The organism is Candidatus Angelobacter sp., assembly GCA_035607015.1.
In the GTDB taxonomy this organism is placed as follows: Bacteria; Verrucomicrobiota; Verrucomicrobiia; order Limisphaerales; family AV2; genus AV2.
Genome location: DATNDF010000341.1, coordinates 1 through 14,312 on the forward strand (window position 1 = coordinate 1; position 14,312 = coordinate 14,312).

Genomic DNA, 14,312 nt, shown 5'->3' on the forward strand with positions numbered 1-14,312 from the left:
ACCCGTCTGCGCGCCTCCTTGAGCAAGGTGAAAACCGACATTCATCGCGGACGTGAGACGTTGAGAAGGAAGCTCAAGTTGAAAATGTCTGGGCAAGAGGAATGGGGAGGCTTGCACGGTGCGGAGAATCCCTGCCCGATCTAAACCTGAAATCCTGACTTAATGAACGAGCGAGGCGAAAGACAATTGGAACAACTGGTTCACCGTGAACTGCGGAGTCTGCCCGAATTGGCGGCGCCCGAGACGCTGGTGCATCGCGTAATGCTGGCGGTCCACGTCAAAGAGCGGCAACCGTGGTGGCAACTGCCCTGGGTGACCTGGCCGCGTTCGGCGCAACTGGGCTCCTTCGCATTATTCGCCGCGACGGTCGCAGGTCTCGTCTATTTCGGCGCAAGCGCCTGGCAGGCGGCTGGAATCGGTAACCCGCTGGTCAAAGTGTGGGAATGGGTCGGTTCACTTTCGCCGTTGTGGGACTCGCTGCAGTCGCTGGTCAACACGGCCGGCCTCGTTGCGAAAAAAGCAGGACCGCAGTACCTGTTCGTCGGCCTGGGGGTTGCCGGGTCCATGTATTTGCTATGTGTGGCGACCGGCACAGCGTGTTACCGGCTGGCGCTCAACCGACGTTAAGGGAGAATTGAAATGAAACGAAAACCATTGTCTGAAAAATCAATCCCGACGTTTGCCATCGGAATGCTGGCGCTGCTCGGCGTTTTGCCTCTACGGGCGCAAGATGACGCCAACAGGAAGAAAGACGAACCTGCCGCAGTAGAGCAGCCGGCCGACTCGCCGACGCGCGCTGTGGACGCGAACGACGAAGGCGGAGGCCGAACGTGGCGGGATGGAAGAGATGCCGTGATGATCGGCAACGATTTCGTACTAAAGGAGGATGAGATTGTGGCGAATGTGGTGGTCGTGTCGGGGAATGCCACGATCAGGGGTCGGGTGACGCGGGATCTGGTCGTTGTGGCGGGGTCGGCCAACATTACCGGGACCGTGGATGGGGACGTGGCCGTCGTTCTTGGTTCGGCAACGCTCGGACCGAACGCGGAGGTCAAGCGTGACGTAACTGTTGTGGGCGGCGCTTTGACGAGCGAGCCGACCACAAAAATAGGTGGAGAACCGGTTGTCGTTTCGTCTTTCGGAGTTTTTCGAAATTTTGAATGGCTCAAAGCCTATGCGATTCACGGTCTGATGCTGGCCCGGCCGATTGCCCCGCAAGTAGGCTGGGTCTGGGCCGTGGCCGGGATTTGCTTGTTCATCTACTTGTTGATCGCTCTTCTTTTTCCCCGGCCAATCCAGGCTTGCGTGGAGGCGTTGGAGAAAAGGCCCGTGGGTTCGTTCTTTATGGGCATTCTGCTGTTCGTGTTGTTCGCTCCGCTGACATTCCTGCTGGCGGTGTCAATCGTCGGGATCGTCGTCATCCCGTTTCTTGCCTGCGCGATGGTCGTCGCCTTTCTCTTCGGAAAGGTATCTGTGTACCGTTTTGCCGGGACGCAGTTGGGCAAACAATTCAATCTTTCGGCACTTCAACTCCCGCTGGTCGCATTCCTTGTCGGCGCATTGCTTTTTTGTCTTCTCTACACGATCCCGGTCCTCGGCTTTCTCGTCTGGGCCGCCGTCATTCCGTTCGGGATGGGCGCGGTCGTACTGGCGGCTTTTGGTGGGCTTCGCCGGGAAGGGAACGGAAAGGCGCCGGTTGCGCCAACGGGCGGAGGCGCGGTCGCGGTTGCGGGACCACCCGATCTGGAACCTCCACTGATGCGGGCACCGGCGACACCGGCGGATTTTATTTCCATGTCGCGAGCCGGGTTCTGGCTGCGCACCTTTGCCACGATAATGGACGTATTATTGTTTGTTTTCGTGGTTATTGTTACCGGACCAAAAGCGGTGTTTCTGTGGTTCATCTATCACGTCGCGATGTGGGCGTGGAAGGGGACGACCGTCGGCGGAATCGTCATGGGCATCAAGCTCGTCCGCGTCGACGGGCGCCCGGTAGACGTGGGAGTCGCACTGGTGCGGGCGGCTGCCAGTATATTTTCCGCGCTGATCTTTGGATTGGGATTTTTCTGGGCCGGCTGGAACCGCGAGAGGCAATCGTGGCATGACAAGATCGCCGGGACTCTGATGGTGAAGGTGCCGAAGGGAGTGGCGCTGCTCTGAAATTCAGGCGGGGAGGTTGACTGGTTAACGCGGCCGGATCTGACTGTTCTATTCCGAACTCCAGGAATCCGTCGCCCATTCGATCTGGCCTGGAGCTTTGGCGGATCGACCGGGCCTGAGGGACGGAAAAGAAAGCTGGCGGCCCGTGGAAGCGGACCGCCAGGCTACAACTCAATTCGAGAAGAGCGTCGGGACCGATGGCCCAACGCGAGTAGGCAGATTAAGGCATGACCTTTTGCCCCCACCATGATGATGGAGACGGTGAGCGAATACTGCATTTCGAGTGTCGAAATTCAGTATGGTTTCCATGCTTGGTGAGTCGAGCAGTCGGCATACCAACGAAGTTGTCCAACCGCTTTGTTGATTATTCAGTGGACCATATCGGCCAAATCATGCCAAGCGATGCTCGATCGCGGCCGTAACAGGCGTCTCCGTGTCTTGAATGTTGGCAGGTGTGACCTGTTTCTGGATCGACCCGGGACACAAACGATGGTCAAAGAGAGAGCTGAAGGATTAGTCCCTGGATGTGCTGCGACCATCGGCTGATATAACTCAATTCTCGATGGACATGCTCAAGCTGCTCGCACGGAAGCGAATTGACCCGTGTGGGAGACCCTACGGGGGGCGCTGATTCCCAGGCCGTGTTCAGTTCTTTCATCTGATCCACGAATGCGTTCTGCTTCGCGCTCAAGTCCGCCAACAATTTGTTCAGTCGGTCGGCCAGAACCATGCCGTTCTCAAACAACCGGACCTTTAGGATTGGCGAACTCGTCTTGGCTCGTTCCAAAAGAAAATCCTCGGCTTCGTGACAGAGCCGACTTACCACGGTGAATAAATCTACGGTTGCGGGCGGAATGTTTTGTACATCTTCCGGTTTGGTGCCACGCTCCAGTTCCAACAAGTGGATCAACCGGTCCCTTGGCTCTCGAAGGCAATTGTAGGCTGCATTCAATCCAATATAACGCTCGGTCGCGCTTAGTTTTTCCGCTTGCGTCGTATGGTGAACACGGTCGGGATGTGTTTCGGCCGCGAGCGCCAAAAACTTCGCCTTTAGAACTTCTGGATCGAGCCAGGGGCGGCGTGGTTCCTCCAACAAGGCAAAAAAATCGGTCATTGATTCCTGCGATTGTCGCTGAAGACAATCGTCGAACGCCCCGTCAGGCGCTGAAACTTTCGCCGCAGGAACAACTGCTGGCGGCATTGGGGTTTTTCACCTTGAAACCGCCTCCCTCCAGCGCATCCAGGTAGTCCAGTTCGCTGCCCGTCACATACAACGCGCTTTTGGGATCAACGACGACTTTGATTCCTCCCGTTTCAACAAGAATGTCACGATTTGCCGGCCCCTCCTGAAGGTCCATTTTGTATTGAAGACCGGAACAGCCACCGCCCACAACTGCGACACGGAGTACACCATTTGGACGCCCCTGCCGGGCCAGCAAGGAGCCCACTTTTCCCGCGGCGCCGGGCGTTACACGAATGAGCCGTTCGTCGCCCACCCGGTAGAGGGGGCGTGCATCCGCATTATTCGCTGTTGGTGCAATCATGCGGGTAGAAACTATCGCTCCTACCCCGCAACGTCAATTGGTACCGGCAGGGTTGAGAAAGGGAGTTTTGGCGCGGTTGGCAATGCCAGAATCGACGTTGGCATTTTGCCTGCTATATCAGCAAATGTGAACACGAAGAGTAAAATGATTGATGGCTGGAAAATCAAGACATGGGTGGACTGGGTCATCGCTTGGACCAGCTTCGTTGTATTCGTCACTCTGGAAGCGGCAGTGTTTTATTCCTATTGCGTATTCCTTCGCATCATGCACTGACCGGTTTCCCCGTGGCGGGCAATGTATCCGGATGGCTGTCACACCTTTCACTACCGAAAATTCGGCTCAATTCCTCGGCGGATTTCCGAAAGTGGCCCGCGGCAGTGACCCGCAAGAATCCGAACTCGACGAAGGAGAACATGGGATCTACTGATGAGGAGATTTTCCTCCGGGTTTGAAAAGGTTGTTTTTTAGAATCATCACGGATGGCCCGCTTTCGTCCCAAGTCTTTTTAAGAAAGTCCGGCACCGGCGTTGGCATCTTAACCAACGAACCCAAAACCAGGTCGTCATCACCGTCGCCATCGACATCACCGGAGTCCATCGTTAGCCACCGGCCCGCGATGCACTCCCGAAAGGTCGAGGCCGTGAACTGCAGGTTGCCATGGTTCTCAAGATACACAAAGCTTTCACGAGGTGACCGGTCGTAATCGGGGAAAAAGGAGATCGCAGCGATGTCGAGGTCCCCGTCCTGGTCGAAATCTCTCGCGATGGCCTTGTAGGCTCCGTTCAAATGAAAGAACCAAGCCTCTTCGAACCGCAGGTTGCCGCGATTGAGATAAATGCGAATTCCGTGATACGGCTTGGTTGGAGACGTGGAAAAGTCGGCGTTGTCACCATTTGTTACGAGTAAATCCATCAACCCGTCTTTGTTGAAATCGGCCAGTTCAAAACCGGAATGACCCCAACTGGGCTGCTTCTGGAAGATCAAGTGCTGTGTGAAGTGGCCCTTTCCGTCGCCTGTGAAGATGAACATCGATTCCAACGCCTGGGCCACCAGCACGGCCAGGTCTGCGTGACCGTCTTTGTTGAAATCATACACAGCACAACTCAGCGCCCCGGGTTTGTCGAGAAGCACATGCTCTTCGTACCGGCCGTTGCCTTTGTTTTCGAACCAGGAAAAACGGCCGATATAATTCCCATACACACATAAAGCAAAGTCCTCGCGACCGTCCTCGTTGAAGTCGCCGAACTTGACGTCCGTGGTCCTGGGCAGGTCGTTGAGGACTGTGCTTCGTCGTAACCCTTCGGGTGTCTTTTCCAGCATGAGCAACTGCCCTCTGGTTTCCTCGCGCGGGAAAAAATTTCCGATGGCTGCGAAGTAAAAGGCCCGTTCGGTTTCCGTCATCCCAACCGGGATGTTGCCCAGGCGGGCAGTCGAAATCAGGGAACCGTCTGTGTCTAAAAAGTCCACGCCCTGGAGCTGGGCGTCCCCCATCATGATGACATGCCGAACGGGGTCAATCCGGACCAGTGTTGTGTGGGGTGGGGAGCGTCTGAATCTCGCGGGCATGGCCGTGAACTGTTGGAGGTCCACGGCGATCTTCGACTGGTCCTGGAAGGACACTAGCTTCTCCGGCGCAGCCGAGACATAGTAATCAACAATGGCATCCCAGGTTTTTTCTGTCATCATCGGCGATTTGGGAAACACGTTCGCCTTCAATAGAAGGTCGAGGTCCTTAAAGTAATTGGTGGTTGGAGGGGCCATGCCGGTCAAATACTTCATCTTGGGCAGCAATTCGTCCCGCCACGTTTTTTTGTCCAGCATGTCCGGCTCGGGCAGCAAATGGCAGGTCTGGCAATAGCTTTGCGCGGCGATTCGTCCGACCACACTCGTTTTGGCGGAGGTTGAACGATTCGTTGCGCCGGCAGCCTTGTCGTTTGGAGCAGTTTCCGCCGCTCTGGTTTCCAGAAAAGCGGTGGCCCCCACAAAGAAGACAGCGAAGGCAAAACTCTTGAACGAACTCATGTTCGCCCACCAAAATACGCGGTGCTTTACGTCGCGCGAAGACAAAAGTGGGCGTAATATTGGTCAAGAGTTCGCACCCCTTTCGTCTGGCGACTCAATCGGGGCGGCGTGATCCCAGGCAGTGCACCGTCAGCGATTTCCCTTTCGGCCTGGTCTCGGTTGGATCTGCGTAGTCGCCGCGGTGTCCCCCCTCCATTGGCTCGAGGTGGGCGGGAGTGTCGAGTATTTTCGGCGTGTCATCTCAGAACCCTCTTTTTTACTGGCCCCGTGGACCTCAAATCGGAAATTTTCGCTGACTGCTTGTCCTGTTGTGAATTGTCGGGAAGCACCCAGGACCGAGCCTCGCTCTCGTTCCTTAATTTCGGTTTCCTTGCACCGGAAGTTGTGGTAAATAAATCCCACGATGTCGCACCACCAGCCCCGCCTCGAAGACGCGTTCCTGACGCGGCGCGACTTTCTCTGCAAATGCGGCATGGGAATGGGTTCGCTGGGGTTTGCGTCGTTGATGGCGCAGACCGGTCTGTTACCAACCGGGGCGCGGGCCGGGGAGGCGGTCAACCCGCTGGAGTCGAAAGCGCCGCAATTTCCGGCGCGCGCCAAACGGGTCGTTCATTTTTTCCTCAACGGCGGACCGTCGCACGTGGACACGTTCGATCCCAAGCCGACACTGGCGAAATACGCGAACAAGCCATTGCCCAGCGGTAATCTTCCCACCGAACGCAAGACCGGCGCGGCGTTTCCATCGCCGTTCAAGTTTCGAAAATACGGCCAGAGCGGCATCGAAGTGAGTGAGTTGTTTCCACAAGTGGCGGAAAGCATCGATGATATCTGCGTGATTCGTTCAATGCAGGCGGAGCTGCCAAACCATGAGCCGTCCCTCATGCTGATGAACTGCGGCGATGCGCAAATGAGCCGGCCCAGTGTGGGCTCATGGGTGACTTACGGTTTGGGCACGGAGAATCTCAACCTGCCCGGTTTCATCGCGATGTGTCCGGGCGGTTATCCGATCAAGGAAGCGGAGAACTGGCGTTCGGGATTCCTGCCCGGCATTTACCAGGGCACCTACATTGATTCGCAACACACAAAGATCGAGAAATTGATCGAACACATCCGCAACACCTACACTTCTTTGAAGGAACAGCGCCAGCAGCTCGACCTGTTGCACCGACTCAACGAGGAACATGAGCAGCGTCGGATGGCCGACACCCGGCTCGAGGCGCGGGTACAATCGTTCGAACTGGCTTACCGGATGCAGATGGAAGCGGCGGATGCTTTCGACGTGAGCAGGGAACCGGCGCACATCCGCGAGATGTACGGCGGGGGCGTTCACGCACGGCAAACGTTGATCGCGCGGCGACTCCTCGAAAAAGGCGTCCGCTTCGTGCAGTTGTGGCACGGGGCGAGCCAGCCGTGGGACAACCACGAAAACATTGAGGAAGCACACCGCAAACTGTCGAAGGAACTCGACCAGCCCGTCGGGGCGCTGCTCAAGGATTTGAAGCAGCGCGGAATGCTCGATGACACACTGGTCATTTTCGGCGGGGAGTTCGGCCGCACGCCGTCGGTCGAGGTCAGCGATTCCGGCAAATCGAAGATGGGACGCGATCACAACCCCTACGGGTTTTCAATGTGGCTCGCGGGTGGCGGAGTGAAAGGGGGTACGGTGCACGGCGCGACGGATGAGTTTGGCTTCAAGGCAATCGAAAACAAGGTTCACGTCCACGATCTGCACGCGACGATTTTGCAGTTGCTCGGCTTCGATCACGAGAAATTCACGTATCGTTACGCCGGCCGTGACTTTCGATTGACGGATGTCTATGGTCATGTGGTGAAAGAGATCCTGGTGTGATGCGGGTCGGCGACGCGGTGACGGCCCACCAAATGGTTACAATATGGGTATTCGAGACCGCGACTACATGAAGCGTCCGGATGACGACGACGCCCGGCCGACCTCCAGCTCCAGGTTGGAATCATTCTTCGATGGTCTTTTGCGACGACATCCCCGGTTGTTACTCGGGATTGTGCTGGTGTTGGCGGCGGCCATCCTCATTGCAGCGATCATCGCGAAAATTTCAAGCAACCCGGGTTGATTCCGTGCGCGGGAGATTCTACGCCGAAGGAGGCTGAAGGCAGATGGCGCAGATTTACAGCAGGTTCGACTCATCCCTCGCTTCGAGCTTTGCCAGCCGTTTTTTTATGATTTCCACCTGCTTCGTCAGTTCAAACAATGTCTTGTAGATTTCGTCCTGGGTTTCCTTGTCCGCGAGCGCCGGCACGGCGGGGTGGATGCGCATCAACTCCCGCGAAACACTGTTGCACACGTCGCGGATTTGTTGAGTGGCGGCGGCTTTGTCCATGGCGGGATTTTACCTGGCCTCCAGGTCCGCGCAACCGCATTCGACCCGGCCCCGTTGCACAATCAGGCGCCTCTCGACGCTGCCGTTGAGATGCCTCGGGACAAACGACAAAGTGGCAAAAACGCGGTCGTGCGCCGCGTTTAATACGAGTGCGTATAAAACGCTTGAGTGCGGCAACGCATTGTTGTCAAATCTGCGCCCATGAATCCGTCCGGCTCCCGGCCTGAGAAACTCACCCTTACGGCGTGGCTTGTCCTCAGCATCGCCAGCATCGGGTTTCTATTCGACACTTATGAACTGCTGATGACACCGCTTGCGGGCGTGCCGGGCATCGCGGAACTCCTGCAGGTGCCTCCCAACAATCCGCTGGTCACGAAATGGATGGGGAATTTGCTCTGGCTGAGCGCGCTCTGTGGAGGGGTGTTCGGCCTGCTCGGCGGCTGGCTCATTGATCGCTTCGGACGGAAGACCATCATGGCGGCCAGCATTTTCCTTTACGCGTTGTCGCCCTGCGCCGCGGCATTCAGCACGAGCCTTGGCGCGTTCATTTTCTTTCGCTGCACGACGTTCATTGGCGTTTGTGTGGAATTCGTCGCAGCGATCACCTGGCTGGCGGAATTGTTTCCGGACAGGCGGCAGAAGGAAATCGCGCTTGGAAGCACGCAGGCCTTTGCCTCTGTCGGCGGCGTTCTGGTCACCTTGACCAGCGCCTGGGTGCTCGCCCACGCGAACACGCTGCCCGCGCTGCCCGTGCACGAGCCGTTCAACGCCCACGGCACCTGGCGTTACCTGCTGTTGACCGGCTTTCTGCCGGCGATTCCACTCGCGCTGCTGCTGCCGTTTGTTCCGGAATCGAAGGTGTGGCGCGACAAGCGCGCCGCGGGCACGCTCAAGCGACCGAGTTTCGCCGAATTGTTCGCCCCCGCGCTCCGCCGGACGACGCTCGTCACCGCACTGCTTTCGGCCTGCGCCTACGCCGCGGCGTTCGGCGCGCTGCAACTGACGCCGTTGCGCATTACCCCCGGACTGCCGGACCTTGTGGAGCAGCGCAAGTCCATCAAACCGCTGCAGGACGAGGCGAAGGAGCTGAATGGCAAGCTTCTCGAAGTCATGCCGGGTTTCCGCAAAGCTGTCGCCGATGTACCGGGTTTGCAGGAAGTGGCCGCGCAACGAGCGAAAATCCGCATGGCCATGCGTACTGCAAAAAAAGCATTGGACGAGGCGCCCGACGAAGCGAAGAAAAGCGCGGCGGCTACGCAGTACTCAGGACTGACCAATCAACTGGCGCGATTGGATGGAAAACTGAATGAGTTGACGGGCGACAGGTCCGGGGCAAAAAAGGCGCTGTTGGATCGCGAGAAAATTCTTGGCCAGATCGCAGGAAACCGCGAGAAGCAGATTCCCTTTGACACGGCGATCAAGGAGCGCGGCAACACTGTCCAGTTTTATCAGGAGATGGGGGGACTTGCGGGGCGGATCGTACTCGCGTTGTTGTTGCTCGTCGCCATCCGCAAGGGCGCATTGCTTCGCCTCTTTCAGGTTCCCGGCCTGATTGTGTTTCCCCTGACGTATCTGTTTCTCTTCAAACAGCAACCCGAATTGTTTCCGTGGGGGATGGCGGCGGCGGGATTCCTGACCGTCGCGCAGTTCAGCTATTTCGGCGAGTACCTGCCGAAAGTTTTTCCGCTGCACCTGCGTGGCACCGGCGGCAGTTTTGCGACCAACGTCGGCGGTCGCATGATTGGAACCTCGGCGGCTTTCGTAACAACCAACCTCATCGCGCCGAGATTGCCAGGTTCGACTTTTGATCAGGTCGCGACGGGCGCGGCGATCGTGGGGACGGCGGTCTTCCTTATCGGTCTGGTGGCCAGCTTCTTCCTGCCCGAGCCGGGAAAAGAGGAGACACGGGATTGAGCCCGCGTCACGGGCGAGTTCGGCGTTGAATCCCGGCGCGAGTCTGGACAAAGTCGCCGACGGCATGTCTAACGCAACAGCTTCCGTTCTCGAACAGTTCGGTGCGCCGCTTACCCTTCGCAAATTCCCGCTCCCGTCCCGACTCGAACCCGGCGCGGCGCTGGTGCGAACCGGAATGGCGGGCATTTGCGGCACCGACGTCCATCTCTGGAAAGGCCAGCTTCCGATTTCGCTGCCGGTCATCCTCGGACATGAGACGGTCGGGAGTATCGAAAGGCTCGGTGACGGATTGGAACGTGACTGGACCGGTCAGGCCCTGAACATCGGGGATCGCGTCACCTGGACTTCGACGACCTCCTGCGGTGAATGCTATTACTGCGCGGAGAAACGGCAGCCGACGCGGTGTCCACAAAGACGCGCCTACGGCATCGGTTATCGTTGTGACGAGCCTCCGCATTTGCTCGGAGGCTACGCCGAGTTTCATTACCTGAAACCGCGGGCAAATATTTTCAAAATACCGGGAGACCTGCCGACCGAATCAGTCATAGGCGCGGGCTGCGCGCTTATTACAGCGATCCACGGAGTTGAACGGATTTGCGCGGAGAGCGGGTCCGGCGTGTCGTCGGATCAGGTGAAGGGCACGATGCCTGTTCTGCCTTCGATGTGGCGCGACAACATCGTCGTGCAAGGCGCCGGGCCGGTTGGCATCGCGGCCCTGACAGTTGCGAAAAACGCCGGCGCGCGCAATGTCATCGTGATTGGCGGACCGGAACACCGGCTCGAAATGGCCGGGCGCTTCGGGGCCAATCACACAATTGACATCGGAGAAATGCGGGAGCCGCGTGCGCGGGTCGAGGCGATTCGCAAATTGACGGGCGGCCGCGGGGCAGACGCGGTCCTCGAATGCGTTGGCATTCCATCGGTCGTTGACGAAGGCATGGAAATGTGCCGTGACGGCGGAAAGTATCTGGTGCTCGGTCATTATTGCGACGTCGGCCCGGTGTCGTTCAACCCGCACGTCATCACGCGCAAGCAACTTCAGGTGTTCGGGTCGTGGTCGAGCGAGCCGCGCCACCTCCAGACCACGCTGGAATTTCTGCTCCATTGCCAGACCACATTTCCGTTTGCCTCAATGGTCACCCACCGCTTCCCGCTCGAGCGCGCGAACGACGCGTTGATGGCCACGGCAAACTGGCAGTCGGCCAAGAGCGTCATCGTTCCGTGACCGTTCCAAAATGACCGCACTGTTTTCAGCAACAATGTTTGTCAGCGCCGCATTGATGTTTTCGGTGCAGCCGATGATCGCGAAAACCGTGCTGCCGTTGCTGGGCGGTTCGCCGTCGGTCTGGAATACCTGCATGGTTTTTTTTCAGGTGGTGCTGCTGGCGGGCTACGTTTGCGCGCATTGGTCGGCCACACGCCTCGGATCTCGCGCCCAGATATACCTGCAGCTTGCGCTCCTCGCGGTGTCATTTTCCGCGTTGCCGTTTGTCGTGTCGGAGGCAACCGCACGAAGCCCGGTGCCGCGCGGAGATCCGGCCCTCTGGTTGCTTGGCTGTCTGGCTTCGACGGTCGGGCTGCCGTTCTTCGCCATTTCCACCACCGCACCGCTGCTGCAACGCTGGTTCGCAAGCGCCAGCCGCGCGTCAGGGAGAGATCCTTATTTTCTCTACAGCGCGAGTAACGCCGGCAGTCTGGCGGCGCTGCTGAGTTATCCCACGTTGCTCGAACCGCGCTTGCGGCTCGGGCAGCAGGTCCGCGCATGGACCATCGGTTACGCGGCTCTGGCGGTTCTCGTCGCGCTGTGCGGGATCGCGCTCTGGCGAGGGCGCCGGGTTGAATCCGAATGCGTCGAATCGCCGTCTGAAACACCGCGCCCGGACGCGCCCGGTGGCAGCGTTGCCCTCGCGCGCCGGCTGTTCTGGATGGCGCTGGCGTTTGTTCCGTCGAGCCTCATGTTGGGCACGACACAGTATCTGACGACGGATGTCGCCAGCATCCCGCTGTTCTGGGTCGTGCCACTGGCGATTTATCTTCTGACGTTCGTGCTCGCGTTTGCGCGCCGCGGTCTTTTCCCCGCGCGATGGACCGGTCTGCTCCTGGCGGTCGCCACGCTCGCGGTCATGTTCCAGATGCTCACACATGGAACGCACCCGGTATGGCTCGTCATCGGCATGCATCTGTTCGTGCTGTTTTTTGCCGCGATGGTCTGCCACGGTCGGCTGGCCGATGACCGTCCCGCACCGTTACATTTGACAGAGTTTTACCTGTGCCTTTCTCTGGGCGGCGCTCTGGGCGGTTTGTTTGACGCCCTGGTCGCGCCCAATATTTTCAACAATGTCGCCGAGTATCCGCTCGTTCTCGTTTTCGCATGTCTGTTGCGGCCGCGGCGGGAGGCAACCGCTAGCACCCCGGCGCAACTCGGATTCGACGTGGCATTGCCGCTGTTGCTGGCCGTTCTTGCCATTGGCGCTGCATTGACGGTGCCGGCGCTCGAAATCAAATTCGCCGCCTGGCGCAACGCACTGGCCATCGGTGTTCCGGTCGTCATCGCCTTCACCTTTGTGGATCGTCCGCTGCGTTTCGCGCTGGGGATGGCGGCGGTACTCACCGGTGGCTGGTTTTATTCGGGTGCCTACGGCCGGGTGATCCACGCCGAGCGAAATTTTTTTGGCGTATCACGGGTCACGGTCGGATCGACCGGCGCATTTCACTATCTCGTCCACGGGAATACCCTGCATGGAGCGCAACATACGGACGCCGGACGGCGGTGCGAGCCGCTGACTTACTACCATCGCACCGGTCCTCTCGCCGACGTATTCCGGGAGTTCGACGCGCGGCCCGCCTCGCCCAATGTGGCGGCCGTCGGCCTTGGGGCCGGCTCGGTGATTTGCTACAGTGAACCGGGCCAGCACTGGACGTTCTACGAAATTGATCCGGCGGTTATTCGCGTGGCCCAGGACACGAACCTGTTCGCCTACCTCGGCCGCTGTGCGCGCGCCGATTTCAACATTGTTTCGGGGGACGCACGCCTTCGGTTGGCCGAAGCGCCACCGGGCCACTATGGTCTCATCGTGCTGGACGCCTTCAGTTCGGATGCCATTCCGGTGCACCTGCTGACGCGCGAAGCATTGGGGGTTTATCTGAAGAAACTCGCGCCCGGCGGGCTGTTGGCGTTTCATATTTCCAACCGCTCGCTCGATCTCGAACCGGTCGTCGGAGCGCTGGCCCGGGACGCCGGCCTTATTTGCGTGGGCTGGGACGATTGGAATGTCTCGACCGCGGAGCGATTGGACGGCAAGGAAGAGTCTCAATGGGTGGTCATGGTCCGGCGTCGGGAAGACCTGGGCAGGTTGGGACGCGCGGCACGTTGGTTGCCGGTCCAAGGCGGTGTGGTGTCGCGGGTCTGGACGGACGACTTTTCCAATCTTCTTGGCGTCTTCAAATGGCGGTGAAACGGCTTCTCTTTCAAGTCCGCTCGACCTAGACTGTCAACCACTGCCGATGCGAAGTTTTTGTCCAGCCATTCCGATGGCAATCTACCTCGCGCTCGGAGCATCGGGTCTTTCTCCCGCGCGGGGTGACGACGGATCAATCTCGGGCGGCGACTTCTTCGAAAAAAGAATCCGGCCCTTGTTGGCTGACCGCTGTTACAAGTGCCACAGCGCCCAGAGCGAGAAGTTGAAGGGCGGGCTGTGGCTCGACACGAAGGAAGGGATGCTGAAAGGCGGCGAATCCGGCAAACCCGCGGTGGTTCCCGGCGATGCGGAGAAGAGCTTGCTCATCGAAGCCGTCAGGTACCTGAACGAGGATTTGAAAATGCCTCCGGCGAAGGAAGGCAAACTGACCGATTCACAGATCGACGATCTCGTCACCTGGGTCAAAATGGGAGCGCCGTACCCGGCGTCGAGCGCAGCCGGCGTTCCGGTGGTTGTGGACAAACCCGCGTACAACTACGACGAGGCGCGACGATGGTGGTCTTTTCAACCCGTCGGTTCAGCACCGGTTCCCCGGGTAAAAAACATCACGTGGGTGAAGTCCCCGGTCGATCGGTTCATCCTGGCGAAGCTCGAGGAAAAGGGGCTCCCTCCGGCGCCGCCCGCCGACAAACGCACATTGATCCGCCGCGCGACATTCGATCTGACCGGCCTGCCGCCGGCTCCGCAGGACATCGAAGCGTTCGTCGCGGACGGGTCGCCTGAGGCTTTTGCGACGGTTGTAGATCGTTTGCTGGCGTCGCCGCAATATGGCGAGCGATGGGCGCGACACTGGCTCGACGTCGTTCGCTACACGGATTCGTTCGACGCGCGCGGCA

13 protein-coding genes are annotated in these 14,312 nt (G+C 58.8%); 9 read left to right on the forward strand and 4 right to left on the reverse strand.

All coding sequences use genetic code 11. The features are described 5' to 3' along the window. Nucleotides 1-162: 162 nt before the first annotated feature. Both VN887_13645 and VN887_13650 read left to right on the forward strand, forming a co-directional pair. Nucleotides 163-627 (forward strand): hypothetical protein, encoded by a 465-nt coding sequence (locus VN887_13645; protein ID HXT41049.1) that lies wholly within the window; start codon nt 163-165, stop codon nt 625-627. 12 nt (nt 628-639) lie between these two features. Continuing rightward, entirely contained in the window at nt 640-2,160 is a 1,521-nt protein-coding gene (locus VN887_13650) for an RDD family protein (protein HXT41050.1), read from the forward strand. Nucleotides 2,161-2,653: 493 nt separating this feature from the next. On the opposite strand, the gene VN887_13655 is transcribed toward VN887_13650, so the two are convergent. Together VN887_13655 and VN887_13660 are read right to left on the reverse strand one after the other, a co-directional pair. Further along, complete coding sequence (locus VN887_13655; GenBank protein ID HXT41051.1) at nt 2,654-3,274, reverse strand: hypothetical protein; 621 nt, start codon at nt 3,272-3,274, stop codon at nt 2,654-2,656. 43 nt (nt 3,275-3,317) lie between these two features. Beyond that, nucleotides 3,318-3,704, reverse strand: a complete 387-nt coding sequence (locus VN887_13660) for an iron-sulfur cluster assembly accessory protein (GenBank protein ID HXT41052.1) — start codon at nt 3,702-3,704, stop codon at nt 3,318-3,320. 126 nt (nt 3,705-3,830) lie between these two features. Between VN887_13660 and VN887_13665 the strand changes: the two genes are divergently transcribed. After that, entirely contained in the window at nt 3,831-3,977 is a 147-nt protein-coding gene (locus VN887_13665; GenBank protein ID HXT41053.1) for a hypothetical protein, read from the forward strand. Between the two features lie 147 nt (nt 3,978-4,124). Here VN887_13665 and VN887_13670 read toward each other — a convergent pair whose 3' ends face one another. Beyond that, the gene (locus VN887_13670; GenBank protein HXT41054.1) at nt 4,125-5,726 is read right to left on the reverse strand and encodes a VCBS repeat-containing protein; all 1,602 of its coding nucleotides are present in this window, start codon (nt 5,724-5,726) and stop codon (nt 4,125-4,127) included. 403 nt (nt 5,727-6,129) lie between these two features. Between VN887_13670 and VN887_13675 the strand changes: the two genes are divergently transcribed. Beyond that, complete coding sequence (locus tag VN887_13675; protein HXT41055.1) at nt 6,130-7,575, forward strand: DUF1501 domain-containing protein; 1,446 nt, start codon at nt 6,130-6,132, stop codon at nt 7,573-7,575. A gap of 43 nt (nt 7,576-7,618) precedes the next feature. Continuing rightward, complete coding sequence (locus VN887_13680) at nt 7,619-7,816, forward strand: hypothetical protein (protein ID HXT41056.1); 198 nt, start codon at nt 7,619-7,621, stop codon at nt 7,814-7,816. A 54-nt stretch (nt 7,817-7,870) separates the two neighbouring features. Here the strand turns inward: VN887_13680 and VN887_13685 are convergent, their stop codons facing one another. Next, nucleotides 7,871-8,083, reverse strand: coding sequence for a hypothetical protein (locus VN887_13685; GenBank protein HXT41057.1), 213 nt, complete (start codon nt 8,081-8,083; stop codon nt 7,871-7,873). Between the two features lie 201 nt (nt 8,084-8,284). On the opposite strand from VN887_13685, the gene VN887_13690 reads away from it, so the two are divergent. The 4 genes from VN887_13690 to VN887_13705 all read left to right on the forward strand — a co-directional run. Then, complete coding sequence (locus tag VN887_13690) at nt 8,285-9,997, forward strand: MFS transporter (protein ID HXT41058.1); 1,713 nt, start codon at nt 8,285-8,287, stop codon at nt 9,995-9,997. Nucleotides 9,998-10,061: 64 nt separating this feature from the next. Continuing rightward, nucleotides 10,062-11,222, forward strand: coding sequence for a zinc-binding dehydrogenase (locus VN887_13695; GenBank protein HXT41059.1), 1,161 nt, complete (start codon nt 10,062-10,064; stop codon nt 11,220-11,222). A gap of 10 nt (nt 11,223-11,232) precedes the next feature. After that, nucleotides 11,233-13,452 carry a fused MFS/spermidine synthase gene (locus tag VN887_13700; GenBank protein ID HXT41060.1) on the forward strand — a complete coding sequence of 740 codons (2,220 nt, stop codon included), beginning with the start codon at nt 11,233-11,235 and terminating at the stop codon, nt 13,450-13,452. A 76-nt stretch (nt 13,453-13,528) separates the two neighbouring features. Beyond that, nucleotides 13,529-14,312 (forward strand): DUF1549 domain-containing protein (locus VN887_13705; protein HXT41061.1); only part of this gene is annotated, 784 nt, incomplete at its 3' end.